This window comes from Robertkochia solimangrovi, from assembly GCF_007279655.1.
GTDB lineage: Bacteria > Bacteroidota > Bacteroidia > Flavobacteriales > Flavobacteriaceae > Robertkochia > Robertkochia solimangrovi.
Window position 1 is genome coordinate 131,692 of the sequence record NZ_QKWN01000012.1, and the last position, 25,038, is coordinate 156,729.

The 25,038-nt window shown below is 40.5% G+C and carries 15 protein-coding genes; 9 read left to right on the plus strand and 6 right to left on the minus strand.

Going from position 1 to position 25,038, the window contains the following annotated elements:
• Position 1: 1 nt before the first annotated feature.
• On the plus strand, positions 2–1,528 hold the full coding sequence (locus DMZ48_RS16045) for a RagB/SusD family nutrient uptake outer membrane protein (RefSeq protein WP_143956187.1): 1,527 nt from the start codon (positions 2–4) through the stop codon (positions 1,526–1,528).
• A gap of 11 nt (positions 1,529–1,539) precedes the next feature.
• Positions 1,540–2,946: a TlpA family protein disulfide reductase gene (locus DMZ48_RS16050; protein WP_143956188.1), complete on the plus strand. Its 1,407-nt coding sequence runs from the start codon at positions 1,540–1,542 to the stop codon at positions 2,944–2,946.
• A gap of 98 nt (positions 2,947–3,044) precedes the next feature.
• Here the strand turns inward: DMZ48_RS16050 and DMZ48_RS16055 are convergent, their stop codons facing one another.
• A complete protein-coding gene (locus DMZ48_RS16055) occupies positions 3,045–3,626 on the minus strand; it encodes a hypothetical protein (protein ID WP_143956189.1) in 582 nt (193 codons plus the stop codon).
• Positions 3,627–3,999: 373 nt separating this feature from the next.
• On the opposite strand from DMZ48_RS16055, the gene DMZ48_RS16060 reads away from it, so the two are divergent.
• The gene (locus tag DMZ48_RS16060; protein ID WP_143956190.1) at positions 4,000–4,443 is read left to right on the plus strand and encodes a toxin-antitoxin system YwqK family antitoxin; all 444 of its coding nucleotides are present in this window, start codon (positions 4,000–4,002) and stop codon (positions 4,441–4,443) included.
• A gap of 40 nt (positions 4,444–4,483) precedes the next feature.
• On the opposite strand, the gene DMZ48_RS16065 is transcribed toward DMZ48_RS16060, so the two are convergent.
• Both DMZ48_RS16065 and DMZ48_RS16070 read right to left on the minus strand, forming a co-directional pair.
• Positions 4,484–5,785 carry an APC family permease gene (locus tag DMZ48_RS16065; RefSeq protein WP_143956191.1) on the minus strand — a complete coding sequence of 434 codons (1,302 nt, stop codon included), beginning with the start codon at positions 5,783–5,785 and terminating at the stop codon, positions 4,484–4,486.
• 132 nt (positions 5,786–5,917) lie between these two features.
• Complete coding sequence (locus DMZ48_RS16070) at positions 5,918–6,187, minus strand: hypothetical protein (protein ID WP_143956192.1); 270 nt, start codon at positions 6,185–6,187, stop codon at positions 5,918–5,920.
• Between the two features lie 313 nt (positions 6,188–6,500).
• Here DMZ48_RS16070 and DMZ48_RS16075 point away from each other — a divergent pair, with 313 nt between their 5' ends.
• Positions 6,501–8,873, plus strand: a complete 2,373-nt coding sequence (locus DMZ48_RS16075) for a GAF domain-containing protein (RefSeq protein WP_143956193.1) — start codon at positions 6,501–6,503, stop codon at positions 8,871–8,873.
• On the opposite strand, the gene DMZ48_RS16080 is transcribed toward DMZ48_RS16075, so the two are convergent.
• Positions 8,874–10,070: a Pycsar system effector family protein gene (locus DMZ48_RS16080; RefSeq protein ID WP_143956194.1), complete on the minus strand. Its 1,197-nt coding sequence runs from the start codon at positions 10,068–10,070 to the stop codon at positions 8,874–8,876.
• 17 nt (positions 10,071–10,087) lie between these two features.
• On the opposite strand from DMZ48_RS16080, the gene DMZ48_RS16085 reads away from it, so the two are divergent.
• On the plus strand, positions 10,088–13,798 hold the full coding sequence (locus DMZ48_RS16085) for a metallophosphoesterase (RefSeq protein ID WP_143956195.1): 3,711 nt from the start codon (positions 10,088–10,090) through the stop codon (positions 13,796–13,798).
• A 151-nt stretch (positions 13,799–13,949) separates the two neighbouring features.
• On the opposite strand, the gene gloA2 is transcribed toward DMZ48_RS16085, so the two are convergent.
• Positions 13,950–14,333 carry an SMU1112c/YaeR family gloxylase I-like metalloprotein gene (gene gloA2, locus DMZ48_RS16090; protein WP_143956196.1) on the minus strand — a complete coding sequence of 128 codons (384 nt, stop codon included), beginning with the start codon at positions 14,331–14,333 and terminating at the stop codon, positions 13,950–13,952.
• A gap of 168 nt (positions 14,334–14,501) precedes the next feature.
• Here gloA2 and DMZ48_RS16095 point away from each other — a divergent pair, with 168 nt between their 5' ends.
• Together DMZ48_RS16095 and DMZ48_RS16100 are read left to right on the plus strand one after the other, a co-directional pair.
• Entirely contained in the window at positions 14,502–15,818 is a 1,317-nt protein-coding gene (locus tag DMZ48_RS16095; protein WP_143956197.1) for a sugar porter family MFS transporter, read from the plus strand.
• A 10-nt stretch (positions 15,819–15,828) separates the two neighbouring features.
• Positions 15,829–17,439, plus strand: coding sequence for a glycoside hydrolase family 32 protein (locus DMZ48_RS16100; RefSeq protein WP_143956198.1), 1,611 nt, complete (start codon positions 15,829–15,831; stop codon positions 17,437–17,439).
• 45 nt (positions 17,440–17,484) lie between these two features.
• Here the strand turns inward: DMZ48_RS16100 and DMZ48_RS16105 are convergent, their stop codons facing one another.
• A complete protein-coding gene (locus DMZ48_RS16105; protein WP_143956199.1) occupies positions 17,485–18,690 on the minus strand; it encodes an MFS transporter in 1,206 nt (401 codons plus the stop codon).
• 451 nt (positions 18,691–19,141) lie between these two features.
• Here DMZ48_RS16105 and DMZ48_RS16110 point away from each other — a divergent pair, with 451 nt between their 5' ends.
• Both DMZ48_RS16110 and DMZ48_RS16115 read left to right on the plus strand, forming a co-directional pair.
• The gene (locus tag DMZ48_RS16110; RefSeq protein ID WP_143956200.1) at positions 19,142–22,090 is read left to right on the plus strand and encodes a M16 family metallopeptidase; all 2,949 of its coding nucleotides are present in this window, start codon (positions 19,142–19,144) and stop codon (positions 22,088–22,090) included.
• Between the two features lie 249 nt (positions 22,091–22,339).
• Positions 22,340–24,889 carry a mechanosensitive ion channel domain-containing protein gene (locus DMZ48_RS16115; RefSeq protein WP_143956201.1) on the plus strand — a complete coding sequence of 850 codons (2,550 nt, stop codon included), beginning with the start codon at positions 22,340–22,342 and terminating at the stop codon, positions 24,887–24,889.
• Positions 24,890–25,038: the final 149 nt, after the last annotated feature.

Here is a 25,038-nt window from a genome sequence, read left to right on the forward strand (position 1 = left end):
AATGGAAAAATCTATCTACTATATAAGACATGTTGTTGCTATTATCCTGTTTCAGTTCTTACTGGTATCCTGTAATGATTTTCTGGATGAAGCCCCTTCGGTAACACGGAATGCGGCCATTCAAACAGCTGCAGATATTGAGGCTCTGTTAAATAATTATTCGTCTTTTAATGAGGAGTCGAACCTCGCAGCGATCTATGGTCATGATGATTTTGCATTACCGATAAATCTTTATGATCGCAGTCCTAGAATTTTTACAATGAGTTTGATTCAAAATATGACCTGGGATATTGATAATATAGTGCTTCAGAATAATAATTTTTGGAATTCAGAATATACCAAAATTTTCACCGCAAATGTGATTCTCGAGAGTATCGATGAAGTTGATGCCACTGATGCGGAGAGAACACAATTGAGCAGTGAGGCACATTTTATTCGCGCTTACAGTTATTTTCAATTGGTTAATACCTTTTGTATGCCTTATAATTTAGCCAATGCAGGTGAATTAGGTTTGCCGCTGAAAACACTGCCTAACTATGAACAATCACTTGATCGTAATAATTTAGGTCAAACCTATGATTTTATCGAGGATGATATTCAAATAGCTCTGGATCTGGATGTCGACATAGATCCGTCTGATCAAAAAATCTATAGAGCGAATACGGCTGCAGTGAATGCATTGGCTGCAAGATTTTATTTGGCAAAACAGGATTATGAGCAGGCATTGCAATACGCAGAAATCGCCATCGCCAATCATCCCGGGCTACTGGATTATAACACAGACATGCGTTATGGAATGTCTGAAAGCTATGTCCTGGATTCCGGAACCTCCTCGGAACAAACCGTGGAGGTGGAGTATCCTTATACGCATGATAATCAAACCGACCCTTCCGATCGCCTGAACTGGAAGGAATATATGTATTTCAGAACACTTTATAATGGAAGCTGGTGGTTTGTTCCAAGTCAGGAACTGCTCGATCTTTATGATCATGAAAATGATTTGCGCTATCGATATCACATGGTTGAAGGGTATTCCTATAACCGAGGGATGACCAACCCATCGCTGGCCTACCCGGGTTATGTTTTTTTCTATAAATCGCATTTGCCGAACGGACCCACGATTGCAGAAATGTACCTTCTAAAAGCCGAATGTCAGGCAAGAACTGGAGATCTTTCCGGAGCTTTGGAGACCATTAATATTCTATATATGCATCGCACGCTGCCGGGAACACCCTTGCTTTCTGCTTCTGGTGCTGAAGATGTCTTAAGTGTGGTATTGGAAGAACGAAGAAGAGAAATGCCTTTTACACAGCGATTTTTTGATATAAAGAGATTTTCAGTAAATGAAACGACTTCTGATGATGTGGTACTGGAACGAACTTTTTATCCATACACCGCCACGGGGGTTTCCACAGGTGAACCTTTGATGATCTATGAGTTGCCTTTGGGGTCGAGAAGATATGCTGTTCCAATTCCTGCTGAAGAGATTCAGTCGAGTCAGGGACAAATTGAACAGAACCCATATTAAATATTGTAACTATGAAAAATTTTTTATTAGGGATAACTGCATATTTAGGTTTGTTTTCATCCTTATTCGGACAAGATATAAAAGGATCGGTAGGAGAAGGTTATAAATCGCTTCTCCTTACCGGAGGATCAAAGATCATCGAGATCGAAACAAATACGAAAGGGGAATTTTCTTTTACGTATGATAAATCGATAACTGGATTGCGCGAATTTGTAGCAGATCGCTTGGTATTTCCTGTTTACCTGCCTGGCGAAAACGATTTGATTATTGAAATACCCGAGAAGCAAAGTGATGCGCTGAAAACCTTAAAGCTTATTGGGGTTGAAGGAGATAATTCAGGATTGATCAGGCAACTTTTAAATTACCAGATCGAAAGAGATGAGAAATTTCCTTTGATTGAGGCGCAACTTTTCAGGGAAGGACCTAAAAACTTTGAAAGACTCATGAATGAGCGTCTTCAGAATATCCTTGATTTTACAGAAAGTTTTATAAAGGAGCAGAAGATTCGGGATCCGCATACCAGAGAATATTTGAAGCTCAGAGAACTCGTAGATGCACATTATTTGTTCTATTACTACCCCTCTGATCATAAAAGGTTCGTTCCCGAACATAAGGATACAATTCCTTCAAATTTCAGAGATTACTATAAGGGTAAGATCCCGCTCGATGACATAGCGATGTATAAGTCCAGTTCAAAATATGCTATGTATGTTCGCACAATACTTTTGAGAAAAGCAGATGATCGAATGCCGGATTCAATTCAGCCACGTTCCTTAGCTTATTATAAAGCGCAATATGAAGCCATAAAGAGTCTTGAAATTTCTGATTATCTCAACAGAGAACTGATGACTAAATTCTGTATCGATTATGCAAATAATACAGATCCGGAAGTGCGAAAATTTCTCACACAGATTATAGAATCTGAAAATGCATCTGGAATTCTTTATGAAAGATGGTTGGAATTCGTCAAGAATGACACCTCCCTGAAGAAAGGAGAGCAGGCGCCTGATTTTACCTATAATGACGTAAACGGAAATCCGGTATCATTGTCAGATTTTAAAGGGAAAATTGTTTACATAGATCTATGGGCTACATGGTGTGGTCCATGCCTGCGGGAATTACCCGCATTGAAACAAGTAAAGGAGAAATTCAGGGATCGAGAAATTGTGTTTATCGGGATCTCTCTTGATGATGATCACGATGCATGGGTTAAAAAAGTAAATGCAAATGAAGGAGATTTGCTTTCCGGTGTTCAATTAGCTACCGGATCCTTTGAATGTCAATTGAACACAGATTATAATCTAAATGGAATTCCCCATTATATCCTTATCGGAAAAGATGGAGAACTTTTGGAAAAAAAAGCTCCCAGACCTTCCCATCCTGAGCTGATGGACCTGCTTGAATCAAGTTTGCAATAGTATTTTGATACATAAGTTAATTGTGATTTAGTTAGGTGTTTTACATTGAAAAAAGGAGGTGCTATTTCTGGCACCTCCTTTTTGATTTTAACATCTTTTTACGGTACAAAACAAGCTTCAGCCGGTACTTCCGGATTCATGGCCATAAAAATTCCGGAGGGATTTGGCTTTTTGATCCAGCAGTGAAGTGTCCAGAGACTTAAATCTGAATTGTAAGACCAAACATCAGCGTCTCCGGAGAATCCTTCCGGAGGACTCGTTGGATCAGATGATGGGATGAGGTATTCAACTCCTACAGCTACCGGGTCTCCATTAGGAGCACAAGAGATCAGGATGGCTTCAGGTTGGTCGATTACGAACTCTCCGTCCAGCAGGTAGTCCATATTTCCATAATGATATCCCATATTTACCCACCAGTCGGTAAGCTGTGCATTCCAGCCTGCATCCATCACATCTTCAAAAGTTCGGATATTGGCCAGTGTAGTACGTAATAGACTTAATTCTTTGGCCACTTTAGGATTGTCAGCCACAAATCCCAGTCCTTTTAATGAAACCTCATCCTTAGAATCGATGAGTTGAGATGCTTCTGCTGGAATGGGTTCTGCAAGATCAGAAACATCTGTTGAGCAGGAACATAAAAACAGAATCAGGGCCGGCAAAATTAGTTTGGTTGTTTTCATAATGACATTGTTTATTTGGTTTATTTACCGAAGTTACGGCGTGTAATTATCTGATAGTGAAACAAATAACCCAACTACTGTCACATATCGATCATAATCTGTATGCTGGTTAAGATTCAGTTGGATCCCTGACATCTAAATAGGTATCTGACAGGCGGCTGGGACTTCCCGGTTTTGTTTCTTAATTCTTTAAAGTCTTTAAATAGAGAGCGGGATATCTTAAAATTTTACGTTCATCGATTTTATAAGTATCTGTAGTACAATATTTTTAGAGCTTGAAGGTTCTTTTTAGGTTCGTAAGAATTAATAGGGGAGAAATTGACATACCGCCTGGCTGTTCTTTCCTGCAGTAACAAACTTTATACAAGTAATCATGAAGATCTTCTGTTTATTTTTTGTGATGCTGCTTGCCTCTTATTCCTATAGCCAGGATCCGGATCAGCCGGATTGTAATTGTGCTGAGCTTACATTCAAAGGAAAGACCGGTAAGTCGGCATATAAGGGAAATATTCCCTTTTCCGGTATATGTGAAAAAACCCGAAGTGGTGCTATTATTCAGCAATCCGAATTTCAAAATGGTCAACTGGATGGAGAAACTAAGAACTATTATCCGAATGGTATTGTAAAAGAAACCTATACCTACAGTAAGAACCAAAAGCATGGTGTTTATCAACGTTATAATGATGAAGGTAAATTATTGACCGAAGGTTGGTACCTTAATGATCTTAAGCATGGAGAATGGTCTTATTATAACCCGAAGACAGGTATTGTTCTAAAAGTTTTGCATTTTGAATTCGGAAAACAAACCGATGAATAAACGAAACTTACGGGGTGATAATTTAATTTTTTTCAGATGATCATCCGAGATCATCGATCTTTTTTTCATTCTTTTTATAGAACCATTCAATGATCATACAAGCGATGATCAGGCTGACCGCGAAATATACTCCGAATCTGTTTGATTCATATTGCTGAATCAACAATGCGCCGAGAGCTATAAAGCATAGGATGAAGCCGATAAGAGGAATGAACTTTTTTCCCCCTGTCTGTGAATGGAGACGGTATCCTGCAAGATTGACTATAGCAAAGATCAGGAGAAACCCGGCACTTCCTGCCGTTGAGATACTTTCGAGTTTTAAGAAATTCGTCAATGCCAACGTACAGACTGCCGTTATCGCCAATCCAATGGGTTGATTCCATAATTTTCCGGTGATCTGATGTGGTAGTTCATCATCTTCAGCGATCTCAAAACTTACTCTGCTCCCCCCGTAAAGGGAAGCATTTATGGCAGAAAAAGTGGAAATAAGGGCGGCGATGGTGATGATCGTAAATCCGGCTTTCCCTAACATCGGCTTCGCAGCTTCCGCCAGCACATAATCCTGAGCTTTTGCGATCTCATCAAAGGGTAAGGAGCCCACGGTTACACCGGCGATGATGACGTACAACAGAATAACGAAGATCACTGAATAAAAATAAGCTTTTCGAATGTTCTTTTCCGGATCGATGATGTCGGGTGCAGCATTCGCGATTAGTTCAAAACCCTCGTAAGCAACAAAGATAACCATTCCTCCGGTGATCAGGTTGATCGGAGTCTCCCATGCTGAAAAAGATAATTGTGAAAGATTATCATTGCCGATTAATCCATACCCACCTATTCCTATGAAACCGATGAGAATGACTAGCTTGATGATCACTGCATAAGATTCTATTTTACCGACAATAGTAATACTGTAATAATTTATAAAGGTTGCCAGTAATACAATCGCACTGGCATAAAGATGAAAACTGACCGATGTATCTTCGATTTTTAGGAGGTTGGGTGCATACGACCCAAAGGCTGAAGCATACAGTGATAGCATAATGATATAACTGACCCATAATAGGTTATTAATACCGCCGCTAAAGGTGTTCCTGCCAAACCCTTCATTGATAAACTTTACGGTTCCTCCGCGATCCGGGAAGGTTTGGGATAGTTTGACATAACTGTAAGAGGTGATCAATGCCAGCATACCTGCGATCAGGAATGCTACGGGGGTGCCTCCTTTGGCCAGAGAAACTGCCAATCCGAGTACGGCAAAGATTCCGCCTCCAACCATCCCACCGATTCCGATGGATATGGCATCTTTCAGTCCTATTTTGTTATCCTTGTTTTCTGCCATGTGAGGTAGTGTTCCTGCTTCGAAACTAATTAAAAATAAGAGAAAAAGAAATAATCCAGATCAATATGCCGAAAATGAATTTAATAAAAGTCAGAAAAGTCAGTAGCTATGGATTAATACTAAAGACATCAACTATAACCAGAAATAGATAAACGCTGATGCGAGAATGGTGAAAGTGATCAACAACAGGATCAGGAGACGGATCGTCTGCTGCTTATGTTCCTTGATAAGTCTGTTTTTTATGACCTCCAGTTGCTCCGGAGTGGCATTCTTTGTTTTTATAAAGGTTTTTCTTCTGACCTTTTTATAAAACAGGTCCTTATTATCGTATAAGGTCTTCCGGTCACGTGCATTGTTTTTTAAGCTGGTGATCATGGAAGCCACTGCTCCGCCAAAACTCATAACAAGTATTTTAAGTTTATAACTGGGTAACGGATCGGGGGAAGATAATTGTGTAAAAAAGATTGAAATTGATAATTCAACCCCATAAATATAGCGATCTTTTTAAGAAAAAAGTAAGAATTTAACACTATATTTTAATTAGATATAAGAGCTTTGAATTGAAATAAGGTTTTTAGAGGAATCTGAAGAAAATTCTTGAAGAAATAAAATTCAGGTTGCCAACTTTTTAATAATTAGGATGAAAGTAAACTGTTTTTAATACGACCAACCATGATAAAATTACCGTATTTTTGTAAACTAATTCGGATCGTTCATGGGACTTATTACCAGAGAGACACCATTTGAAATTCAAATGAGCTTTAGCAAATTGGTTAAAGCCTATGAACAAATGGCTAAAGAAAATAATGGGTATCGGGCTGAAAGGGCTAAAAGGGTATTGCAGATCGCAAAGGATAATCCTGTACTTATCAATGGATTTACCGATTGGGATGTAGTGGATACGCACAAGGAAGAGATCGAATGTTTGCTGGAGGATACTTTTAGTCCCATATTATCTTCCAATGAAATAAAGGTCGCTACGATTCCATTTGAAAATGTTTATTTCAAGTCTTCCGAAAGATTTGATGAGATCATACAAAAGGCAGGTGCTGATTACGAATTAAAGATCCGAAATTTTGAAGAAGAGCATCTGTACATTCTGGCATGTTCTGTGATTTTGAAGGAAGTTTACGGAGTTGAGTTAAATTTTAAACGCCCTTTGTTCTACGATATTCCGGATGAGAACGGACTAATACGTCATTATAAGATTTTATATAATGCTGAGCTAACCGAATTGTATCCCACACGTCAGGCTAGAAGATTATCAAAAGAGGATATCGATCTCTTACTTGATAATTTCAATAATATTGATATCTGGCGCGAAAAAATACCTCCTCGTAGCTGGATTTTAAAGGGTTTTGTCATCGCCAACATGGTGGATATTACCACAGAAGAGTCTATTTCCACATTGAAATCCAATCTTTTGTACGCGAATAAGAACGGACCGGTGCAGAATAGTGTTCTTGATGGTTTTGAGTCTATTTTCCAAAGGTTGTTTCGTTCGAGGAATATTAGGGTTGGATTTTCAGTTTTTAATAAGAGTGAGGGCTGCCTCGAAAAGGTTTATAAGGATGGCATTGTAAGTTACCTGTTGAATAAACAGGAAGAGATGCCATGCAACAAAGTATTGTGTGCAAAAGCCTTTGATACGCTTTTTGAAAAGAATCAATTCTTTGCGATCTCTGATGTGGATAAGTATCTCGACCAAACCAATGAGGCGGAATATGAAATATTCAGGCAACAGGGAATTCGCAGTGCCATATTAGCTCCTATTACAAACAAGGGTGAGATGCTGGGGATCATTGAAGTGGTTTCTCCCGAAGTTGGATTCTTAAACAGTGTGACCGCCTATAAGCTCGTGGATGTTATACCGTATATCGTAGCTTCGGTAATCAGGGCTAAAGAGGAAGAATCAAACCTAATAGAGGCCGTGATACAGCACGAATGTACTTCTATCCACCCGAGCGTTCAATGGCGTTTCGAGAAGGAGGCCAGAAGGTTCCTGAAAGAAAGAATGTCCGGAAACGATGTGGCTTTTCGTGAACTTGTTTTCAAAGATGTTCTACCCTTATATGGGCAGGTAGATATTCGTAATTCTTCCATGGCAAGAAATGATGCGATTCGAAAGGATCTGATCATTCAGCTTTCTAATGCGGAAGAGATCATGGCGATGGCTTTTCAGGAAAACCCATTACCGATCTATGAAGAACTGTTGTTCCGTATGAAGAATTATATGGAAAGTATCCGGGAAAATCTTTTTACCTATAGTGAACAGAATATTCTGGACTTCATGAAAGAGGACATACACCCTCTTTTTGAGGAGATTTTAGAAGATGGTGGTGAGATCACCGAGCGTATAAATTATTATATGAGCACGTTGGATCCGTTGATCGGAAGCTTGTATGATCATCGTAAGAATTATGATACCACCGTAACTCAGATCAATAAGACTTTAGCAAGAATTCTGGACAAGGAACAGGAAGGAGCACAAGCAATGTTTCCACATTTCTTCGAGCGCTATAAGACCGATGGGGTAGAGCATAATCTTTATATAGGTTCTTCCATTTCCAGCCACAGGAAGTATTCTGAAAAATATCTGTATAATCTGAGATTGTGGCAGCTACAGGCGATGTGTAAGATGGAAAATGCCTATTACAAATTATTGCCGGAATTACCGGTAAAACTGGATGTAGCCTCTCTGGTACTTGTGCACAACACCCCGCTTTCTATTCGATTCCGTATGGATGAAAAGCGTTTTGATGTTGATGGCACCTATAATGCCCGTTATGAGATTCTTAAAAAACGACTGGATAAGGCTTTTGTCAAAGGAACTGATGAAAGAGTGACCCAGAAAGGTAAGATCACCATCGTTTACAGTCAGCGTAAGGAAGAGCGTGAATATATGCGTTACATCCGATTCCTTCAATCCAGGCACCAGCTCAGCAGCAATGTGGAGATCGTTGAATTGGAGGAGTTGCAGGGAGTAAGCGGGCTCAAAGCCATTAGGGTAGAGGTGTTGTATACCAAACCGGAAGACGAGAAGGAATACTATACGTATGAAGATCTGATGGCAGAATTGAGAAAGTAATCAGTTCTCCACAAACTGAAAAGCAATTGCAAAAGCGATAACCGATATGATTATGCCAATCATAAAGATGGTATAGGTGATTCTCAGGATGCGATATTTTCTATCCAATACTTTTCCTAGATAATACAGGTCTTTATTGAGCGTGCTGTACAGGTAATTCCTGTCTTTGATCATTTCGTTCATTCCCCACTCGAATTCATCCAGGTTCATCTTATGAAAATTACCGAAAAAGATAAGATTCACCTTTTTGTTTTTTACATCTTCCTTTGTGAATTGTCCGCTGGTAACATTTGGACGGGTTGCCAATACCGAAAGTATCATAGAGGTAACACTGAATATGATAAAGATGATAGTGGGGTAAATCAGATAGGCATTGGATGGATTGTCTAGTTTAGGAAACAGGTTTGAGATCGCGAGGGATATCACGATAGCATTTACCGATAGAAGGATGTTTGCCTTGGTATCTGCGATACTACTGAGTCCGATATGATTTCTCAGACTAACACGATACATGGTCTCGATTCCTCTTTCCGGAGATTCCAGCTTTCTTTTTTTGAGTTTTTGCTCTGAACTTTTCTTAACTTCGGAAGCCTGTTTCTCCTTTAATTTCTTTAACTGTTTAATCTGTTTTAAAAGGTTGCGACTTTTTACTGGTTGCCAGTAGGCAATGGCGTGTTCCGTATAGAATTTATGATGTTCGTTGAACATGGCAATGTTCGCTTCCAACCATTCTTCATCGGTATAGGTGCGAATATTCAATTGTTCCAGCTCTTCCCTCAACAAATCAGAGACTTCCTGGTAATTCTCGGAGGCGAAATGGGAAAAATCGGCATCGACGATCATTTTTTGTAATCGGGTCTCCGGTTCAATCCCGAGTTGGGTGGCTTTGATACATTCAACTACCTGATCGGTTTTGGAATCGGGAAAACCTTCTTTCTTCAGAAATTCACCTGCCATTCTTGCACTGATCGCCTCATGACCTTCATTTGCCTCGATATGTCCGATATCATGCAGCCAGCCTGCCAATTCAACGATCTCTGCATCCTCTTCGTTAAGTGATTCTGCTTCAATGAGTTCTCTGAGATGTTTTACTACCCTTAGCGTATGATTGTAATTATGGTACAGATAACCTGATGATAATCGCTCATTTAAGGTTTTTAGTACATATTCTTTCGTCTTTTCAATAAGATTAGTCATTTTTCAACTAAATTTGAATGGAAATAAAGGTAATCTTTTTCTTGTTTATGGTGAAAAAAATGAGGCTTTCACTTTCTTTGCTTTTACTCCTGCTCTGGTGTTCATGTGGAACTTTTAAGCTACAGTCAAGTCAGGATGCACTGCAGTTACCTCAAAAAGAGGTGGCTCACACATTCTATCTCATCGGGGATGCCGGAAATGCCGGTCCCGGTGAATCAACCCCGGCATTAATTGCATTAGGTTCCCAGGTATCAAAAGCACCAGAATCATCGACCACTCTTTTTCTGGGGGATAATATTTATGAATACGGCATGCCTGAAGAAGGTGCTGAAGACAGGGCAGCAGCTGAACATCGCTTGAACAGTCAGATAGAAGCAGTCTCGACTTTTAAAGGCAGGACCATTTTTATTCCCGGAAACCACGATTGGTATAATGGTGGACTTAAGGGCCTTAAAGCGCAGGAGAAATATATAGAGGATAGATTAGGAAAGAACAGTTTTTTGCCGGAAAATGGTTGCCCTTTGGTGAGGGAAAAGATCTCTGATGATATAAACTTGCTCATTCTGGATTCTCAATGGTTTATGGAAGATTGGAATAATCATCCTACTATAAATGACAAATGCGACCAGATCAAGACCAGGGAACAATTCTTTGATGAGGTCGAAAGTGAAATTAAGAAGGCTGAAGGTAAAACTCTGGTGATCGCAATTCATCACCCCATCGCAACTAATGGAGTTCATGGAGGAAAGTTCTCTTTCTATAAACATTTGTATCCGTTTCAGTCTCCCATACCTTTACCGGTGATCGGATCTGTAATCAATTATATACGTTTAACCAGTGGTGTATCCAATGCGGATCTCCAGAACAAATATTATACGGAACTAAGCAGACGATTGTTTACGCTGGTTCAGGGACATGATAATGTGGTATTTGTCTCCGGGCATGAGCATAATCTTCAGTATATCGTTAGTAATGATACTCCGGTGATCATCAGTGGGGCAGGTTCAAAAAGCAGTCCTGCTGCACTGGGGGCAGATGGTGTTTTTACCTATGGAAAGGCGGGCTTTGCAAAACTAACCGTCTTTAAGGATGGTTCTTCATGGGTGGAATTCTATGGAATGGCTAATGATTTTGAGTCACCGCTTTTTTCAAAGGAAGTCTTATCGGTAGGAGGAGATTACGTAGTTCCGGAATTTCCGGACACTTTTCCGGAGCAGGTCGAGGCTTCGGTCTATAATGAAGAGGATGTACAAAAAAGTAAGTTATATACGTCTTTCTGGGGCGATCATTATCGCAAGGAATACGGGGAAAAAATTGAAGTGAAAACAGCAGTACTCGATACGCTTTTCGGCGGATTAATTCCGGTTAGAAAAGGTGGAGGACACCAATCTAAATCTTTACGACTTGAAGACCGCGAAGGGAAGGAATACGTGATGCGGGCTGTAAAAAAGAGTGCGGTACGCTTCCTTCAGTCTGTGGTATTTAAAGATCGATATGTCGCTGACGACTTTACAGGGTCAGTTACTGAAAAGTTGCTGCTTGATTTTTATACGGCTGCTCATCCCTATGCCGGACTTACCGTCGCAGAGATCAGTGAGGCCATATCGGTACTTCATACCAATCCGGTTCTATACTTTATTCCAAAACATAATGCACTTGGTAAGTATAATCAGGATTTTGGGGATGAACTCTATGTCATCGAAGAACGAGTTGATTCAGGACATGGTGAATTAGCGAGTTTTGCAAATGCTGACGAGATCATCAGTACTAAGGATATGCTGGAGAAATTGAGGAGAAAGGATGATAATAAAATCGATGAAGCGCTCTATATACGATCGCGACTACTCGATATGCTACTCGGTGATTGGGATAGACATGAAGATCAATGGCGATGGGCAGAAACAGACCTTCCGCATGGAAAGAAATTATACAAACCGATTCCTCGTGACAGAGATCAGGTGTTCTCAAATTTTGATGGCTTTTTTGTAGGTGCACTTACCCGATTGATCCCTTCACTGCGATTGATGCAAACCTATGATGAAGAGATCAGAAATCTCAAATGGTTCAATGATGAGCCATTTCCATTGGATATGGCAGTATTGACCGCTCATACAAGAGAGGATTGGATCAACGCCGCAGAATATATTCAGTCACATCTTACTCCTGAAGTCATCGATAAAGCATTGGAGGCATTTCCGAAAGAGGTTCAAAATGAGAACAGAGACAGGATACGAAAGGTCTTTCTTGCGAGAAAGGATAATCTTAGAATGATAGCGGAGGAATACTATGAGCTTTTGAAAAGAAATGTTGTGGTCAGTGGTACCGATAAAGACGATTGGTTTTTGGCGACGCGTGAAGCAGATGGTAGTACCCGACTGGAAGGCTACAGAAATAAGGGTGGCGAAAAAAAGGATCGTTTCCTGCATGTAGCCTATAACCCTAAGGAAACCGAGGAGGTTTGGATCTATGCTCTGGATGATGATGATATCTTTGAAGTAAAGGGAGATGGACCTGCTAAAATAAAGCTCAGACTGCTGGGAGGACAGAACAATGATATCTATCGAATTGAAAATCGCAAAAAGGTAATCGCTTATGATTATCGTTCAAAACCGAATACCTTCGAGACACCGGTAAGAAAGAATATAACCGACGATTATAATCTTCATGTATATGAGTATACCAAGGTCGATAAGCATGTGAACACGATAATGCCTTTGATTGGTTATAATCCTGATGATGGGGTGATGCTGGGTGCGAGCTACAGCTATACGCATTATGGGGTGAACAGGGCTCCCTATTCACAATTACATCGCTTAAAGGCAGCCTATTTTTTTGCTACACAAGGGTTTGCTTTAAACTATAGTGGTGAGATCACCAGGGTCTTTGGAAACTGGAACTTTGGGGCGGATGCCGTGTTTACTAGTCCTAATTTTTCAATCAATTATTTCGGATTCGGAAACGAAAGTGAGAATGATACGGATAGGGATATGGATTATAACAGGGTTAGACTTAGTACGATCCGATTATATCCTAAACTAATCTGGAGAGGACATAACGGGGGGCATTTTAGTTTTGGTCCATTGTTCGAATCGATTGAGGTGGAAGGGACCGTTAACCGATTTGTAAATACCGGTGTGGTACCTGATGAGGTGTTCGAATATCAAAACTTTACCGGTTTAGAGTCAATTTACGGATACGAGAATTTCAATGATCCCGCTAATCCTTCTCAGGGAATGGGGTTCGAAGTTAAAGGGGGATATAAATTGAATACCGGAAATTCCGATAGTTTTTTCTATGTGATCCCACAGCTACGATTTACATCTCCAATTGGTTCTTCGGACCGCTTTGTTTTCGCGACCAAATTCAAAGGACATTTTAATATCGGTAATAATTTTCAATTCTATCAGGGTGCGATGATCGGAGGGGTTGACGGTTTACGTGGATTCCGTAATCAGCGGTTTAACGGAAGAACAGCTTACTACCAAAATACCGACCTCAGATGGAATATTACGAAGGTTAATACAGGTATTCTACCCTGTATGTTGGGGGTCTTCGGCGGATTCGATTATGGTCGTGTCTGGGTTGATGATGATCCATCGCGAAGATGGCACAGCTCTGTGGGAGGAGGACTTTATATGAATGCACTCAGCTTCTTTACCGCCAACATTTCCTATTTTAACAGTGCCGATGGAAACCGGATATCCTTTGCTCTTGCCTATAATTTCTGAAAGAACGAAATACATACCTGGAATAGTTTCAAGGTAATCGTACAGGCTTTATGATTGTAAATGGTAGATCGTCAATTTTCCAAAGTAAAAAAGAGGCCATCAACTCTCAATTCATAACTTATAACTTACAATCTACAACTTACATTTAGCCTTAGTCTTCATACAATTCCAGAGGAAGTCCGTCAGGATCCTCAAAGAAAGTGAAACGTTTTTCGGTATGTGGATCGATCCTGATCGGTTCGGTGATTACATTCATATGGTTTAAACGCGCTACACATTGGTCCAGATCCTTAACTGAAAACGCCAGATGCCGGAGTCCCCGGGCTTCCGGTCGGCTAACTCTTTCCGGGGTATTTGGAAAATAGAATAATTCGATAATGTAATAGCCGTTGAGAGACAAGTCGAGTTTGAATGAGTCTCTCTCCTGTCTGTATACTTCTCGTAAGATCTCTAGCCCTAATACCTCCGTATAAAACTTTTTAGAGGTCTCATAATCCGAGCAGATGATTGCGATATGGTGAACTGAATTCAGCAATTTTTGAAAATGGTTTAAGGGGTTAGAACTGTTTGTAAGAAACGGTAAATATCAACAGCAAGCAAATGATGTTGAGATATGTTAAATAAAACTTAATTAATTATAAGATTCTTATATTTAATGTGTTATTTTTAACAATCACTTACTATAATCTAACTAAAGATACGAATGAATAAAATACTGATCTGGTCGATCACGGCTGCACTGGCTGGATTCCTGTTCGGATTTGATACGGTTGTCATCTCGGGAGCTGATAAGAAGTTACAGGCCTTGTGGGAAACTTCAGATTCCTATCATGGTATTGTGGTTATGGGTATGGCCTTATGGGGTACCGTAGCCGGGGCATTGATAGGCGGATTTCCAACTAACAGGCTTGGAAGAAAAAAAACCTTATTATTGATCGGTATTCTCTATACCATTTCGGCAATCGGTTCGGCTTTGGCCAGTGATCCGGTCAGCTTTGCCATCTTTCGCTTTATCGGTGGACTTGGGGTGGGGGCCTCCACGATTGCTGCACCGACCTATATCTCGGAAATTGCTCCGGCGAAGGACCGGGGAAGGTTGGTGTCACTATATCAGTTTAATATTGTTCTGGGAATCCTGATTGCTTTCCTTTCCAATTATCTTTTAAATGGAATCAGCGAAGATGATTGGCGGTGGATGGTTGGAGTAGAGGCCATACCTGCTTTTATCTATACGTTGTTTGTATTTTCTCTTCCGATGAGTCCGAGGTGGCTGATCTCCAAAATGAGAATGGATGAAGCGAAGAAAGTCTTCGGGATCATCAATCCCGGACAGGATCTTGAGCACCTCATGCTGGAGGTTAGCGAGGCGAATAAGCATCCGGTTCATGAAACGATATTCCTTAAGAAATATCGTCGTCCACTAATGCTGGCCTTTCTGATTGCAGCTTTTAATCAGCTGTCCGGAATCAATGCATTCCTGTATTATTCTCCACGTATCTTTGAAGAGGCAGGACTTGTGGAGAGCCACGCATATTTGAGTAGTATAGGAATAGGTCTTGTTAATCTGATCTTTACCTTACTCGGAGTTTTTCTGATAGACAGATTGGGAAGGAAGACCCTGATGTATATAGGTTCGATCGGATACATTATTTCCCTGTCGCTCGTATCGATGGCCTTCTTTTTTGAATGGGGAGGGTTAAAGGTGCCTTTATTTCTTTTTATTTTCATCGCTGCCCATGCAATTGGCCAGGGAGCAGTTATATGGGTGTTCATCTCAGAAATATTTCCCAATCATCTGCGCGCATCCGGACAGGCATTCGGCAGTTCCACCCATTGGATCCTTGCAGCGATTATACCATCATTGATACCCCTGTTGTTTTCAACCATCGGACCCGGTGCCGTATTTATGATTTTTACCGCAGCCATGGTCTTACAACTACTTTTCGTGATATTCCTGATGCCGGAAACCAAAGGAGTACCACTGGAAGAACTCAGTAAAAAATTAATTAAGGAAGATTAGAACAAGCACTATGAAAAGCAACCTGTATTTTACTGCTCTTATGATACTGATGCTTATCAGTTGTAAGGATGATTCAAATAAGGACAAAATTCCTCTTACTTCAAAACAGGAATCTATAAGTTCAGATGACGAAAGGTTTCGGCCGTTCTTTCATTTTACTCCGGAAGCCAATTGGATGAACGATCCTAACGGAATGTTCTATCTCGATGGAGTCTGGCACCTTTTCTTTCAGTATTATCCTGAAGGAAACCAATGGGGGCCGATGCATTGGGGACATGCTGTTTCAACAGATCTGGTCAATTGGCAAGAGGAACCCATAGCTTTGTCTCCGGATGAAAACGGTTATATATTTTCTGGCAGCGCTGTGGTAGATCATGATAATACAAGTGGATTTGGTGATGGAGCTACACCTCCCGTAATAGCCATATTTACCTATCATAATCCGGAAAAAGAGAATACAGGATCGACAGATGTGGAATCTCAGGCAATTGCCTATTCTACGGATCAAGGTCGTACATGGATTAAATATGACGAAAATCCCGTTCTTGAAAATCCGGGTATCCTGAATTTTAGAGATCCGAAGGTCATTTGGGATACCATGCATAAGCAATGGGTGATGGCGTTAGCTGCAGATGACAGGACTTATTTTTATGGTTCTCAAAATCTAAAGGAATGGGAGTTTCTTTCTGAATTCGGGAGTGACGTAGGAGCTCATGACGGGGTTTGGGAATGCCCTGATCTTTTCCCCATGACGGTTGAAGGAACCGATACGACCAAATGGGTCTTACTCCAGAACCTAAATCCCGGTGGACCCAACGGAGGATCGGCTACTCAATACTTTATCGGCGATTTCAATGGTCGGGAATTTATGCTTGATAAAGCATTCCGTGACGAACTCAACGGACGTGAAGCAGTATGGCTTGATCAGGGTATGGACAATTATGCAACCGTTACCTGGGATAATGCACCGGAAGGCAGAAGGGTTTCTCTGGGGTGGATGAGCAATTGGTTGTATGCACAGGAAGTACCTACGAAAAAATGGCGTAGCAGTATGACCATAGCCAGAGATCTGTCTCTTGTAGCGACCGATGAGGGCTATCGATTAAAGACTTTGCCGGTCAAGGAATTGGATGAATTCATTACCGACAGAATTCAAAAGCAGGATCTTGAACTTAATGGTTTAACAACTTTGCTGACTAAAAATGAAATGGATCTATCATCTTCAGTTATCGATATGGAGCTCTCCGGATTAACAGATGCCAGCTATGTTTTTTTACTTTCCAATGAAGTGGGGGATACTTTGAGATTCGGTCTTGTCAATACAGATACTTCCATATTCATAGACCGCAGTAAATCGGGTATAATTGATTTTTCAGGAGATTTCACATCAGATATAACCCGGGCACCCTTGGCAGCTCCGATTGAAAAACTAAGTTTTAAACTCGTTTTAGATAAGACCTCAATGGAATTGTTCTATAATGATGGGGAGGAAGCGCTGACACAGATATTTTTTCCTCATAGCCCATTTACGAAATTCGAACTGCAGATTCCGGATTCAAATAGGGTACGTAGTTCCTTCGAAGCAGCATTGATACAAACTGATAAAAAAAAGAACCCCTGATACAGGAGTTCCAATTTAAATATAAATGGTTAGTATAGTTTTTAATTAACGCGCTGCCCAACGAAATTTCTGTCGGAGTAGTTGTGGATTATTTCTTAGAATAATAATGCAGGTGATGAGCACCCCTAATCCAGCAAGTATTGCTCCTACAAAATCTGCAGATGTAAAGCCATATCCCATGGCTATGGGGAGTCCGGCAAAGTAAGCACCGGATGCATTGCCCATATTAAATGCACTGTGATTCATAGAAGAACCGATCATTTCAGATCCTTTGGAGGCGTTTATGATCGCCATCTGAAGTGGTGTGGCAAGACTGAAACCGATCATGCCGATGATAAAGGTCATGACCAGGATCGCCAGCTTATGTTCTGCAAGAAATGCATTTGCGATCAATGCCGTAACCATCATGATGAGACTGATGAGTACTGCATCCATGAGTGCGTACTTCTCTGCAAGCCTTGCTCCCAGAAAGTTTCCGGCAATCATTCCAAAGCCGGTGATCACCATTGCATAACTGACAACATTCTCCGGATGTCCGGCTACCTCCGTGATCAGAGGTGCGATATAACTGTACCAGGCAAAGAATCCGCCTGTTCCGATCATAGTAAGCAGGATCAACGCCCAGAATCTTGGCTGCTTGAAAACTACCATGTCCTGTGCAAAACTTCCTGTTGAAGAACTCTTCATCTGCGGCATCCAGAAATAGACACCTGCCATCGCAAGAATACCGACGATTCCTACGATCAGAAAAGCAACACTCCAGTGATAGTTATGCCCGAAATAGGTTCCAAGTGGTACACCGATCACATTCGCAATCGTAAGTCCTGCCAGCATGGTCGCAATGGCTCTGGCAGCTTTTCCTTCCTTAGATAATTTTCCGGCAACAACGGCACCGATTCCCAGAAAGGCTCCATGTGGAAGTCCTGAAAGAAATCGCAGTACTAATAAGGTCCAGTAATTGCCAGCAAATGCAGACAGGGAATTAAAAATAGTGAACCAAAGCATGAGTAACAGCAGCATGCGATGGGAATGGAGTTTACTACCCATGGTCGTTAATAGGGGTGCCCCCACTACAACTCCCAGAGCATAGGCCGCTATAAAGTGTCCGGCCATAGGGATACTGATATTCAAAGCTGCCGCTACATCAGGCAAAATACCCATGATCACAAATTCCGTCATTCCTATACCGAATCCACCAATAGCCAGCGCTATCAGTGCTTTCCTGTTCGATGATCTTAAAATCTTTTTCATAGCAATTTTTTATTATCGTCAAACAATATTCTCAATATGTCAATTTCATCACCCTGTAGCGTTGGTATCGGAGGTTGGTTCAAAAATATGATGAATATCACGTTTCTATATGGCGTGGATTTGCAGATATCTATTCCGGATTACCCCGATTTAAATGTCACTAGGTTAATTTCAGGCAAAATTCTCACAATATATTATAAATATGAAAGATGCTCCTGAGCCTACGTTTTCATAAAGTCTTGTAATTCAATAGGAAATTCGGATATATTGGGAGTTATCTGAATTTTTGATGAAATTTTAAAATCTGACAATCTAATACCGTAAAATTCGTCTTATTTAGGAGAATTTTATGAATTGATCATCTTATAATATGAAGGGTTTGGTATATTTTCGGCATAGCTAAAGAGGTGTTATTAAACACGATGAACAATCAACATTAATTTAAAACTCTATGAACATTAAAAATCTTAAACTATTCCAATTGGCGGGATTGATCACATGTTTTTTTGTGAATGTTTCCCTTGCACAGGAAAAGTATGAGTGGAAGGAAGGTCAGGCAGATGGTTATACTTATAAGTATGTGACCAATGATCCGATGCAAACCCGATTCTATACCTTGAAGAATGGATTGCAGGTGATCCTTAGCGAGAACCACAGAGAACCAAGAGTGGCGGTAAATATTGCGGTTAGAGCCGGAAGTAATACCGATCCGGAATCGCATACCGGATTAGCACATTATCTGGAACACATTCTTTTTAAAGGAACCGATAAATTCGGTACACTCGATTGGGAAAAGGAAAAGCCACTTCTGGATAAGATCGAATCTCTATATGAGACGTATAACAATACCACTGATGAGGAGAAGCGTAAGGAGATCTATAAGGAGATCGATGCGGTTTCTAATGAAGCATCTCATTTTTCGATCGCTAATGAATATGATAAATTGATGGCTGATCTCGGTTCCCAGGGAACGAATGCTCATACCTGGGTAGAAGAAACGGTATATGAAGAAGATATCCCTTCCAATACCATGGATAAGTTTCTTTTAGTACAGGCCGAAAGATTCCGCAACCCGGTTATCCGCCTGTTTCATACGGAACTCGAAGCGGTTTATGAAGAGAAGAACCGTGGTATGGACAGCGATGGACGTAAAATGAATGAAGTGATGAACGAGGCTTTATTCCCAACCCATAATTATGGACAACAGACCACCATAGGTACGATTGAACATTTAAAGAATCCTTCGATCACGGCTATCAAGGAATATTATGATACGTACTATGTTCCCAACAATATGGCTGTTATCATGGTGGGCGACTTTGATTCAGATGTGCTGATAAAAAAGATAGATGAGAATTTTTCTTATATGAAGTCCAAACCTTTCAAGCCTTATACTCCTGCGCCTGAAAAACCGATAACTGCCCCTATTGTAAAGGAAGTATTCGGTCCGAGTGCAGAAAATGTAAGACTGGCCTGGCGTACTCCTGCTGATTACACGGAAGATACTCAGGTTTTGAATCTAATCTCAACCATACTGAGCAATGGAAAGGCAGGACTACTCGATATCAATGTTAACCAGAAGCAATTGGTGCAGGGTGCCTATGATTTCCTTTTACAATATAAAGACTATGGTATCTTCGGGATCGGAGGTTCTCCGAAACAAGGTCAGTCACTGGATGATGTAAAGGATATACTTCTTGCAGAGATTGAAAAACTTAAAAAAGGAGAATTCGATGATGCATTATTGAAAGCCATCATCACTAATTATAAGCTTCAGGAACAGGAAGCATTGAAATCGAATGCAAATAGATTGTCATCACTTATGAATACCTATATAAAGAGTAATAGTGATGCATGGGACGTGATGGTAGGGGAAGTTGATCATCTTTCCCAACTCGATAAGGAGGACATCAAACGTGTAGCGAATACGTATTTTACCGATAACTATGTTCTCCTCTATAAAAGACAAGGCGAAGACAGCAATACTGAAAAAGTGGAAAAACCACCGATCACTCCTGTTGAAACCAATGCAGGTAAAGAATCAGATTTCCTTACCGGGATAAAGGAGATGGAAGTTGCGCCCATCAAACCTCAATGGATCGACTTTAAAAAGGACATATCGAAAGGAAAGATCGGGAATGCAGAATTGCTCTATATTCAAAATAAGGAAAATGATCTGTTTTCTTTACAATACCGTTTCGATATGGGATCAAGGAATGATGAATATCTTCCGATAGCATTGCAATACCTCAATTATCTTTCAACGGATACCTATAGCAATGAAGAGTTGAATAAGAAATTATATGCATTGGCGAGTAATTACAGAGCAGGGGCAGGCGCAGAGAATACCAATGTTACCTTTTCCGGATTACAGGAGAATTTTGAGGAAGTTACCGGACTCTTTGAACATGTGGTAAGTAATTGTTTGCCCGATGAAGAAGCACTGGCTTCTCTGAAGGCCCGATTGTTAAAGGCACGTGCCGACAGTAAATTAAATAAAGGAAGAATTATGTCAGGATTGGTTAACTATGCGGTATACGGGCCGGTTAATCCATTCAATGATGTATTGACCGAAGCGGAAATACAAGCGATCACGTCACAGCAGTTGATCAGTATTATCAGGGATCTTGCTAATTATCCGCATACGGTGATCTATTACGGTCCGATGACTCAGAAGGAATGTATGAAAGCAGTTGGATCCATTCACAAGATGCCAAAAAAATTCAAGGCATATCCTGAAAAGACTGAATATGCGTATACTTCGCAGGATAAGAATATCGCTTACTTTGCGAATTATGAGATGGTACAGAGTGAAATCCAGTGGATAAGAAATGCGGGGCCTTATGATTCCTCCCAGGAAGCGGTGACTGAAGTTTTTAATCAATATTTCGGAGGAGGAATGGGATCTATCGTTTTTCAAACGATCCGTGAATCCAAGGCACTGGCTTATTCCACCTATGCCAGTTATGTAGTACCTTCCCGTAACGACAAGGATTTTCAAATGGTAGCGTATGTAGGAAGCCAGTCGGACAAGATGCTGGACGCAGTAGCAGGGATGAATGAATTATTGAATGAGCTTCCTCTGAACGAACAAGCTTTCAAAATTTCGAAAGAAGCTATCAGAAAATCGATACAAACACAACGACTTACTGAAAATATGCCGATCTATTTGTACCTTGATGCAAAAGAAAAGGGATTGGATTATGATATCAGAAAGAATATCTATGAAGCACTCGATACGATTACATTCGAGACCGTAAGTGATTTTCATAAAGCCAAGATCGCCGACAAGGCTTATGCATATTGCATAGTAGGATCTGAAGAACGAATCACAGAAGAAGATCTGGCAAAGATCGGTGAAGTTAAAAAGCTTACACTGGAGGATATCTTCGGTTACTAGATCTTGTTCCAAATAATTAAAAAAACGGACCCCAAAACCTGGGGTCCGTTTTTTTATGAACCCTGATCCATTCAGTTTAAAATAATTATATAAAAGCATAAGTCAATTGATATTTTTTTCACATATTTGATGTAAATGGCTGCAAATTAGCGTATTGTTGCTGATTGAGAGTTGGAAGTCATTTTTTATGGTTTTAAAAATTTCGCTAGTGATATTTTGTTAAGCCGTTTTAATCAATCTTATTACTCCATGACACTGCAAACAAGAAAACTAATCCTTTCCCTGTTTCTCTTACTGGGTATGGTATGGTTAGCCACAGCACAGACCGAAAAGGAAAAGAAGGTATTATTGGAGGAACAGCAGCAGGAACAGCAACAACTGCAACAGGACAATCCTGCAACCACTGAATTTACCGAGGAGCAAAAGGAGAATTTACGGGAATTCATGGATTTCTATAAAGCGAACCGAAAGACTCTTGAGGAAAACAGAAATTCATTCCTGCAGTCCAGGATCTACACAGAATTACGCGATGCAATCGGACAGGCCAAGGCAATCCTTGCTAAAGGACCCGACTCTCTCGTGATAAAGGCCGAATCTGACCGGTTCATAGATTATCATGAGATCGCTGCCATGGGATTGGGGAATGTTGATAGTACCCGGGTACATACGTATTCGAATCTTGCCATTTCAAAAACACTATTTGAAGAAATACTCGTCAAAGCTCAAAAACGGCTCGAACAGCTGAAGGCATATCGTTCCGATCTCGAAAATGTAATGCTCCATATCGATAGCCTTAGCAACGATGATATCATCTTTAAAGTGCCTACCAATAAAGAAGAAGAGACCTCCTTTTATACAAATAGTTTTCTTCTGTTGAATGATGTGGAAAATGTTGAACAGGTCTGTCATGATAATATCGTACAGATCAATGAACTCACCGCGATCGTAAGTCTAATCGTATTTGACTCGGACGCAAAGCTCGATCAGATCATCAAAAAGCAGGAAGAGCTTTGGAATACGGAAGACAGTACCTTGATTCGGGTCAATACAAAAATAGGGTTTCTCAAGACAAATACCTTTCCTTTTAAAAAGAGCTTTGACTTTTCGAAATCGAAGATCGGATTGGTTTTAGAGATCTTTCTTGTGAATCACCGGGGAATCTTCTGGGTGTTTTTGGGGATACTTTTATTTATGGGGATTTATCTGAGAATGCTGAAAAAGAGCTATGATCATGTGGTTAGTGATCTTGAACAGAAAACCGCATTTATGCTTTTGAAAAGACCGCTGTTAACAGCAGTATTTATAAGTTTGATCAGTATTCAATTCTTTTACCTGCACTTTCCAAGTGCCATTTATTCCTTTTCCTGGGTCTTTGGGATGATCCTCCTGCTGATCATTTATTATAACGAATTGCAACCTCAGGAAAAATGGTGGCTAAGTGGACTTACCCTTGCAATGATCCTTGCCTATATGGATAATATGATGCTGGCGCCCTATCACAAAGAACGCTATCTGATCGCTTTTATGAATGCAGGAGTTTGCGCCTTGTCTCTCTATGGGTTCTTTAAAATATCTGGTCTCGGCAATTTTAAAATGAAATTCATAAAGGTGAACTTTTTAGTCTCTATACTATTGGAGCTTATCTCCTTTTACGGGAACCTTAGTAATAATTATAATCTTGCTAAAAAAATGATGGTGGCAGGAGTCCTGGTAGTAGTGATCTTCCTGTTGATCATAATTCTGGTACGATTCCTCTATCAGATTTTCAATGTTTCCTATGAGGTGTATAAAGAATCTGATGAAGGAACCTTTAATATCAATACCGAAAAGCTCATTTCAGAATTGCCTTATAGTCTGTATGCATTGTCGTTGGTGCTTGCCGGATTTATATTTCTCAATTTCTTCTATTTCTTTCAAAGCATGTATACGCCATTCCTAAAGATTTTTAGCGAAGAACGAAGCATTGGGAATTTTACTTTTACTTTTTCATCGATACTTATCTTCATCAGTATTATATATGTTTCTATCTTACTTTCTAAACTACTCTCCTTTTTACTGGGAGATTCCTATCTGATCAAACAACGGCTGAAGAAGAGCAAACATAAAGGATTCGGGAATTCATTACTGCTTTTTAAGATCGCTATAATCGTACTGGGTGTATTGCTGGCCTTTGCATCGACAGGAATTCCCATCGACCGTATCACCATTATTATCAGTGCTTTCAGTGTCGGTATTGGTTTTGGTCTTCAGACACTGGTCAACAACCTGATCAGCGGTGTGATCATCGCTATCGAGAAGCCCATCAACGTAGGGGATGTTATCGAAGTTTCCGGCAAAATGGGGACCATGAAATCGATAGGGGTCAGAAGTAGTATGATGACTACCTGGGATGGTTCAGATGTGGTGATCCCGAACGGAGATCTGTTAAATCAACATCTAGTCAACTGGACACTGGGAAGTTCCAGAGCCAGATTCGATGTGGATGTGGGCGTTGCCTATGGTTCTGATCTTGAGATGGTCTATACGGCGGTCATAGAAATGCTTCGCGAACATAAAGAAGTCATGCGCTATCCTGTACCGGCGGTCTTCTTTAAAGAATTTGGAGGCTCTTCCATCGATGTCAGTATTCGCTTTTGGGTACGCGATTTTGAGAATGGGTTGAAAGTTAAGAGCGATGTGATCATTGCTATTGATAAATTATTTAAGGAGAAAGGAATCGAAATTCCTTTCCCACAGCAGGACGTTTATATTAAGGAGGCGGCTTTGATAAAAAAAGACGGCGAGAGTGACGTCACCTGATGGTGAATAGTGTCGATTCTGATCGCTGGTGCGATCAGTTCTCTAGTGTCGCGGTTTGATTTGCTGGCACAAATCTCCCTTGAGTGTCCTTACTGCTCGCTTCGCATTGCATTTTTTTGCTCGCTTTGCATTGCTTTTTTTGCTCGCTT

Bases quoted from the DNA above. Each gene is read 5' to 3' on its own strand.
- DMZ48_RS16095 (WP_143956197.1), top strand. From the start codon at position 14,502: ATGAATAAAATACTGATCTGGTCGATCACGGCTGCACTGGCTGGATTC.
- DMZ48_RS16060 (WP_143956190.1), top strand. From the start codon at position 4,000: ATGAAGATCTTCTGTTTATTTTTTGTGATGCTGCTTGCCTCTTATTCC.
- DMZ48_RS16105 (WP_143956199.1), bottom strand. From the start codon at position 18,690: ATGAAAAAGATTTTAAGATCATCGAACAGGAAAGCACTGATAGCGCTG.
- DMZ48_RS16080 (WP_143956194.1), bottom strand. From the start codon at position 10,070: ATGACTAATCTTATTGAAAAGACGAAAGAATATGTACTAAAAACCTTA.
- DMZ48_RS16115 (WP_143956201.1), top strand. From the start codon at position 22,340: ATGACACTGCAAACAAGAAAACTAATCCTTTCCCTGTTTCTCTTACTG.
- DMZ48_RS16070 (WP_143956192.1), bottom strand. From the start codon at position 6,187: ATGAGTTTTGGCGGAGCAGTGGCTTCCATGATCACCAGCTTAAAAAAC.
- DMZ48_RS16110 (WP_143956200.1), top strand. From the start codon at position 19,142: ATGAACATTAAAAATCTTAAACTATTCCAATTGGCGGGATTGATCACA.
- DMZ48_RS16055 (WP_143956189.1), bottom strand. From the start codon at position 3,626: ATGAAAACAACCAAACTAATTTTGCCGGCCCTGATTCTGTTTTTATGT.
- DMZ48_RS16075 (WP_143956193.1), top strand. From the start codon at position 6,501: ATGGGACTTATTACCAGAGAGACACCATTTGAAATTCAAATGAGCTTT.
- DMZ48_RS16100 (WP_143956198.1), top strand. From the start codon at position 15,829: ATGAAAAGCAACCTGTATTTTACTGCTCTTATGATACTGATGCTTATC.
- DMZ48_RS16065 (WP_143956191.1), bottom strand. From the start codon at position 5,785: ATGGCAGAAAACAAGGATAACAAAATAGGACTGAAAGATGCCATATCC.
- DMZ48_RS16085 (WP_143956195.1), top strand. From the start codon at position 10,088: ATGGAAATAAAGGTAATCTTTTTCTTGTTTATGGTGAAAAAAATGAGG.
- DMZ48_RS16045 (WP_143956187.1), top strand. From the start codon at position 2: ATGGAAAAATCTATCTACTATATAAGACATGTTGTTGCTATTATCCTG.
- DMZ48_RS16050 (WP_143956188.1), top strand. From the start codon at position 1,540: ATGAAAAATTTTTTATTAGGGATAACTGCATATTTAGGTTTGTTTTCA.